Origin of the sequence: Clostridium sp., assembly GCF_051650885.1 — a bacterium.
GTDB lineage: Bacteria > Bacillota > Clostridia > Clostridiales > Clostridiaceae > Clostridium.
On the sequence record NZ_JBOFRG010000338.1, the window covers coordinates 1 to 5,399 of the forward strand.

Genomic DNA, 5,399 nt, shown 5'->3' on the forward strand with positions numbered 1-5,399 from the left:
CAAAACAGGGACTTGGAAAAATGCTCTTTAATCATATTATTGAAGATGCTAAGAAAAATGAAAGTGATTTAATCCAATTAGTTGTTTGGGACTTTAATAAAGATGCAATCAAATTTTATAAAGCACTCGGGATGACCAACAGAAACATCCGAATGGAACTTCAACTTTAAGCTAAATATTTATGATTAATCCTATACAAAAAAATTAAAGGTGTGAGCTTATGAAATTTTTATCATTTATTTTAAATAGAAAAAAAATTTATGAAGGAACATCAATCTTAGACTTTAATCTAGTTCGTGATAGCTTATCTAATAATAATATTAAATATACTTATAAAGTTGTTAATAGAAATAGTTCATCAATAATGGATACCTCTAGAGCTCGTGTCGGAACTTTTGGTGAGAATAATGATTTATCATATAATTATTATGTTTACGTTCATAAAAATTCATATGATGAAGCAATTTTTATAATAAACAAGCTTTAATACCTGTTTAAAACTAGCTAAATAATATTGCATTAAAATAGCACTAGGAAAATTTCTCCTAGTGCTTTATTTTCTATAATCTTATCTATATTTTCTTCCTCTTATATCATTAACTATCATGAATACGCCAAATGCTAACATCATTATCTCTATTGGAATATTAGCTTTTCTTTCCATAACACTTACATAATTCCCTTCAATATATATTCCTTTTTCTGCAAATATGCTACTTAAAAGACCTTGTAGTGATATCATAGTCCAAGTAACTGAAAAAAATAATGAATATATTCTATCAGAAGTAAATCTTCTACCTCCTACCTTTTTAGTATTATAGTATTTTTCTCCACAAGACTTACATTTCTTTTTTCCGTTCTTTACGTCTCCACAGCTAGTGCAATAATTTAAATCATTTTTCACACGTCCATGACATCCTGGACAAATCAACTCATTTTCATTTAATAATTTTTTCCCACAAACTCCACAAAACATTTCCCTCACCTTTTACCCTTTGTTTATTTAATACCCTTAAATATAGTATATATTACTATTTATCTCTTGTAAATATTTTCTTGTTTTTTCCTAAGTAAAATATTAAAATTTTAATAAGCATTTATAAAAAGCACTAGGAAACTTCATTACTTTCCTAGTGCTTTTCATCTACCTTTTTACGTATTTAGAAACTATTATTCCATCATTTACAAAGTACTCTTTTAATGTTAAGTCTATCTTAGGATTATCTTTTAAAAATAATGGTATTCCTTTTCCTAGTATTGTTGGAATGGTTGCTATTATGTATTCATCTATAATATCTTCTTTTATAAAGCTATCTATTAATATTCCTCCACCAAAAAGGTATATATCCTTTCCTTCCTTTTCTCTTTTTTTTAAAACTTCAGATATAATATTTTCTTTTTTTATGAATCTTAAATTATCTCTATCTTCTACTTCTTCACTTGTACAAATAAAAACTTTCTTATCTTCGTAATCATTAAAAAATCCCTGTCTTGCACTATTTCCCCCCATAACTACTATGTCTATATCTTCTAAAAACTCATTAAATTCAAATGCTTTTTCAGTATTTAACGATTCATTTCCATCTCCTACTATCCAGTCAAATCCCCCATCTTCACTTGCTATATATCCATCTAAACTAACTGCTAAATTTAATATTATTTTTCTCATCTTTTTCTTCCTTTCTCTACATAATTTCTTTTATATTACTATACCATATTTTTTTATAAATAAAGGCTATCAACTTTTTCTTGCTGATAGCCTTTGCTCTAATTTATTACTTCAAATATATATTCTGTCTTTTTATTGTACTCTTCATCTTTTTTTAATATGGAATGCTCTTTAAATTTCTCTTTATAACCTATTGGAGGGTTTTGAACTTCTAAGCATATTCCATTTCTCTTTTTGCTTTTTACCTCATACTTTAGTTTTTCACTGTCTATAAAGTTTTGAGTATATACTACTACTGATGGATAGTCTGTTTTTATAGTTAATTTTCTTCCACTTTCATTATCTTTTAATATAACTTTTCCTTCGTCTTTAAACATAAAGGGATGGTCATATCCATAGCCTAATTTTAGTTGTGGATTTTCTTTGTTTATATCTTTTCCTATTTCTTTTTCTATATTAAAGTCAAACTCTTCTATAGCTTCTTTTATATCTCCTGTTACTCCACCATATTCATCTATCTCTAAGAATTTATCTGTATTCATTTCTAGTGTATGGTTTAATATGTCTCTTTTATAATTTCCTGATAGGTTAAAGTAACTGTGGTTTGTTATATTCATTAATGTATCTTTATCACTTTTTCCATTTACCTTAAATAAAATCCTATTATCTTCAAATATTTCATATTCAATTTTCACTTTTAAATTTCCAGGATAACCTTCTTCCATGTCTTTAGATTCTCTAGTGAATATTACGCTAATGCTTTTCTCATTTATCTTTGTTTGAGCCTCAAAAATCCTTTTATTAAAGCCTATTTCTCCGCCATGTCCACTGTTTACTCCATAGTTTTTGAATAGTTTATATATTTCTCCATTTAAGGTGAATTTCCCACCTTCAATTCTTCCTGAGGTTCTTCCAACCGTTGCTCCATAGTATGATGGATTTTGGAAGTATACTTCTTCATTTTCATAGCTTAAAACTATATTTTCACTGTTTCCATGTTTATCTAATGTATTTATTTCAGTTATTGTTGCCCCTAAGTTTAAGATTGAAACTGAAAAGCCTTTTTCATTGTCTACTGTATATTTCTTTACATCTATCCCTTTAAATTTTCCAATAATATTTTCTACTATTTTCATTATTTTCTCCTTATAGCTTTTCTATAAATCTTCTATAGCCCTCTGCTCCCTTTTCATCATTTTTAAATACACCACAATGCTCTAATACAGTTTTAAATACTAATCCTATTTCATTTCTTAGTATTTCTCTTATATTCTCTTCATTAAACTCATGCTTTTCTTTAATTTCTTCAAGCCATAATTTATGATTTTCTATATTTCCTGTAACTTTTTTATCTAAAAGATATTCAATCATCCATTCCATTTCTTCGTTTAATCTTGCTGGAAGAACTGCAAGTCCCATAACTTCAATAAGTCCAATATTTTCTTTCTTTATATGATGAAGTTCTTCATGAGGATGGAAGATTCCAAAAGGATATTCCTCTGTTGTTCTGTTGTTTCTTAAAACTAAATCAAGCTCAAATAAGCCTTCTCTCATTCTTCCTATTGGAGTTATTGTATTATGTCTTTCTTCTGTATAGCTTAAAATATCTAAGCTTTCATCAGAATATCCAATCCATTTTTCTAAAACCATTTCTGCAAAATCTACTAGCTTTTCCTTATCTTTTCCTCTTACTCTTATTACTGATAAAGGCCATTTTATCTTTTCTACTATTACATCTTCATATCCTTTTATTTTAAAGGTTTCTAAAACTTTAGCATCATCAATGCTAAACTTATATCTACCACCTTGATAATGATTATGTGATAAAATTGAGCCTCCTACTATAGGAATATCAGCATTTGAACCTATAAAATAATGATTGAATTTATCTACAAAATCTAAAAGTTCTATAAAAGTTCTGCGATTTATAACCATAGGGCTATGCTCTTCTTTTAATATTATTGAATGCTCATTAAAGTACACATATGGCGAGTATTGAAGAAACCAATTTTCTTTATTTAACTCAACAGGAATTAATCTATGATTTCCTCTTGCAGGATAATTAAAGTTTCCTCTATATCCTTCACATTCTCTACAAAGCAAGCATTTAGGATATGAGCTTTTCTTTATCTTTGCCATTTTTGCTATATCTCTTGGGTCCTTCTCTGGTTTTGACATATTTATAGTAATATCAAGCTCTCCAAACTCAGTATTTGTTTTCCATTTTAAATCCTTTGATACTCTATTTACTCTTATATAGTTAGATTTTCTGCTTAAATCATAATAAAAATCAGTAGCTAACTCTGGATTTTCCATGTATTTTCTATTAAACTCTTTTATAATTTCTGAAGGTCTTCCTATAAGTACTCCCATTACTTTTGTATCGAATAAATCTCTTTCTAAAGATGTATCTTCAAGGATTCCTCTATTTATTCCATACTCTAAAAACCCTTCTAGTATCTCTTCAATATCTTCACTAAAGTCTTTTAAATTTCCTTCCTTATATTCATCAAGCTCTAATATTTCTAAAAGCTTATTTCTTATAAAAACCCTATCTAGCTTATCTATAAGGTTGTTTTTTATTCCATAATCTATTAAATTATCTATACTGTTATATATTTTCTCCATAAATTACACACCCTCTTTTAAAATTTAAAGAGCTATCCAAAATTTTGAACAGCTCTTTCTTTAATACGACTTAGCTGTCATATTTTTATAATTAAAGTTTTCTAGTTCCAAATGATGCTGATACTACATAAAAGCTTGCATCATATCCTACAACTTCTTTATATCCTTTTCCTACATTTTCAATAAACTTTTCTACAAACTCTTCTTTTACTAAAGCTATTGTACATCCACCAAAACCTGCACCAGTCATTCTAGCTCCAATTACACCTTCCTCTTTTTGAGAAAGCTCTGCTAAGGTGTCAAGCTCTAGTCCTGTTACCTCATAATCAACCTTAAGTGATTCATGGGACTCATTCATAAGCTTTCCAAAGGCATTTATATCACCCTTATTTAAAAGCTCTACTGCCTTTATAGTTCTTCTGTTTTCATAAACTGCATGCTTTGCACGTTTTTTAGACACTTCACTTTCAATATTCTCTTTAACCTTTTCAAAACTTTCTTCATCAAGCTCTCCAAGAGTATTTATATCCATTACTTTTTTAATATCCTCTAAAGCCTGTTCGCACTCACTTCTTCTTTCATTGTACTTAGAATCTGCAAGCCCTCTTCTTTTATTTGTGTTTCCAATAACTATTTTTATTCCTTCAAGATTAAAATCTACTAAATCATATTTTAAAGTATTTGTGTCTAGGAATATTGCCTTATTCTCCATTCCCATTCCAATTGCAAACTGGTCCATAATTCCACAGTTTACACCTATAAACTTATTTTCAGCCTTTTGAGATAATTTTACCTTATCTACCATATCTACATTTAAATCAGAATAATAGTCAACTATTTCTGCTATTAAAAGCTCTAATGAAGCTGAAGATGAAAGTCCTGAACCATTTGGAATAGTTCCATAAATTATTGCATCAAAGCCTTTTTCTATCTTGTAACGGGCTTCTTTGAATGCCCAAATTACACCTTTAGGATAATTTGCCCATGCATCTTCCTTTATATTTTTTAAATCTTCAATTGAAAATTCTTTAACTCCTTCTTCCTCAAAGTTTAAAGAATAAAGTCTTACCTTATTATCCTCTCTCTTTCTAGTAACCGCAAA

The 5,399-nt window shown here is 28.3% G+C and carries 7 protein-coding genes; 2 read left to right on the forward strand and 5 right to left on the reverse strand.

The annotated features are described in order from the left end of the window. Both ACRC28_RS16960 and ACRC28_RS16965 read left to right on the forward strand, forming a co-directional pair. Window positions 1-170: GNAT family N-acetyltransferase (locus tag ACRC28_RS16960; RefSeq protein ID WP_438544636.1), on the forward strand; the 170-nt coding region annotated here is incomplete at its 5' end. Window positions 171-220: 50 nt separating this feature from the next. Beyond that, window positions 221-487 carry a hypothetical protein gene (locus ACRC28_RS16965; protein ID WP_438544630.1) on the forward strand — a complete coding sequence of 89 codons (267 nt, stop codon included), beginning with the start codon at window positions 221-223 and terminating at the stop codon, window positions 485-487. An 81-nt stretch (window positions 488-568) separates the two neighbouring features. On the opposite strand, the gene ACRC28_RS16970 is transcribed toward ACRC28_RS16965, so the two are convergent. The 5 genes from ACRC28_RS16970 to ACRC28_RS16990 all read right to left on the reverse strand — a co-directional run. Continuing rightward, entirely contained in the window at window positions 569-976 is a 408-nt protein-coding gene (locus ACRC28_RS16970) for a hypothetical protein (RefSeq protein ID WP_438544631.1), read from the reverse strand. A 168-nt stretch (window positions 977-1,144) separates the two neighbouring features. Next, window positions 1,145-1,669 carry a dihydrofolate reductase family protein gene (locus tag ACRC28_RS16975; protein WP_438544632.1) on the reverse strand — a complete coding sequence of 175 codons (525 nt, stop codon included), beginning with the start codon at window positions 1,667-1,669 and terminating at the stop codon, window positions 1,145-1,147. A gap of 98 nt (window positions 1,670-1,767) precedes the next feature. After that, on the reverse strand, window positions 1,768-2,805 hold the full coding sequence (locus ACRC28_RS16980; RefSeq protein ID WP_438544633.1) for an aldose epimerase family protein: 1,038 nt from the start codon (window positions 2,803-2,805) through the stop codon (window positions 1,768-1,770). A 10-nt stretch (window positions 2,806-2,815) separates the two neighbouring features. After that, complete coding sequence (locus ACRC28_RS16985) at window positions 2,816-4,297, reverse strand: UDP-glucose--hexose-1-phosphate uridylyltransferase (protein ID WP_438544634.1); 1,482 nt, start codon at window positions 4,295-4,297, stop codon at window positions 2,816-2,818. Between the two features lie 91 nt (window positions 4,298-4,388). Next, window positions 4,389-5,399, reverse strand: a 1,011-nt coding sequence (locus tag ACRC28_RS16990; RefSeq protein ID WP_438544635.1) for a galactokinase, incomplete at its 5' end; no start/stop codon positions are given.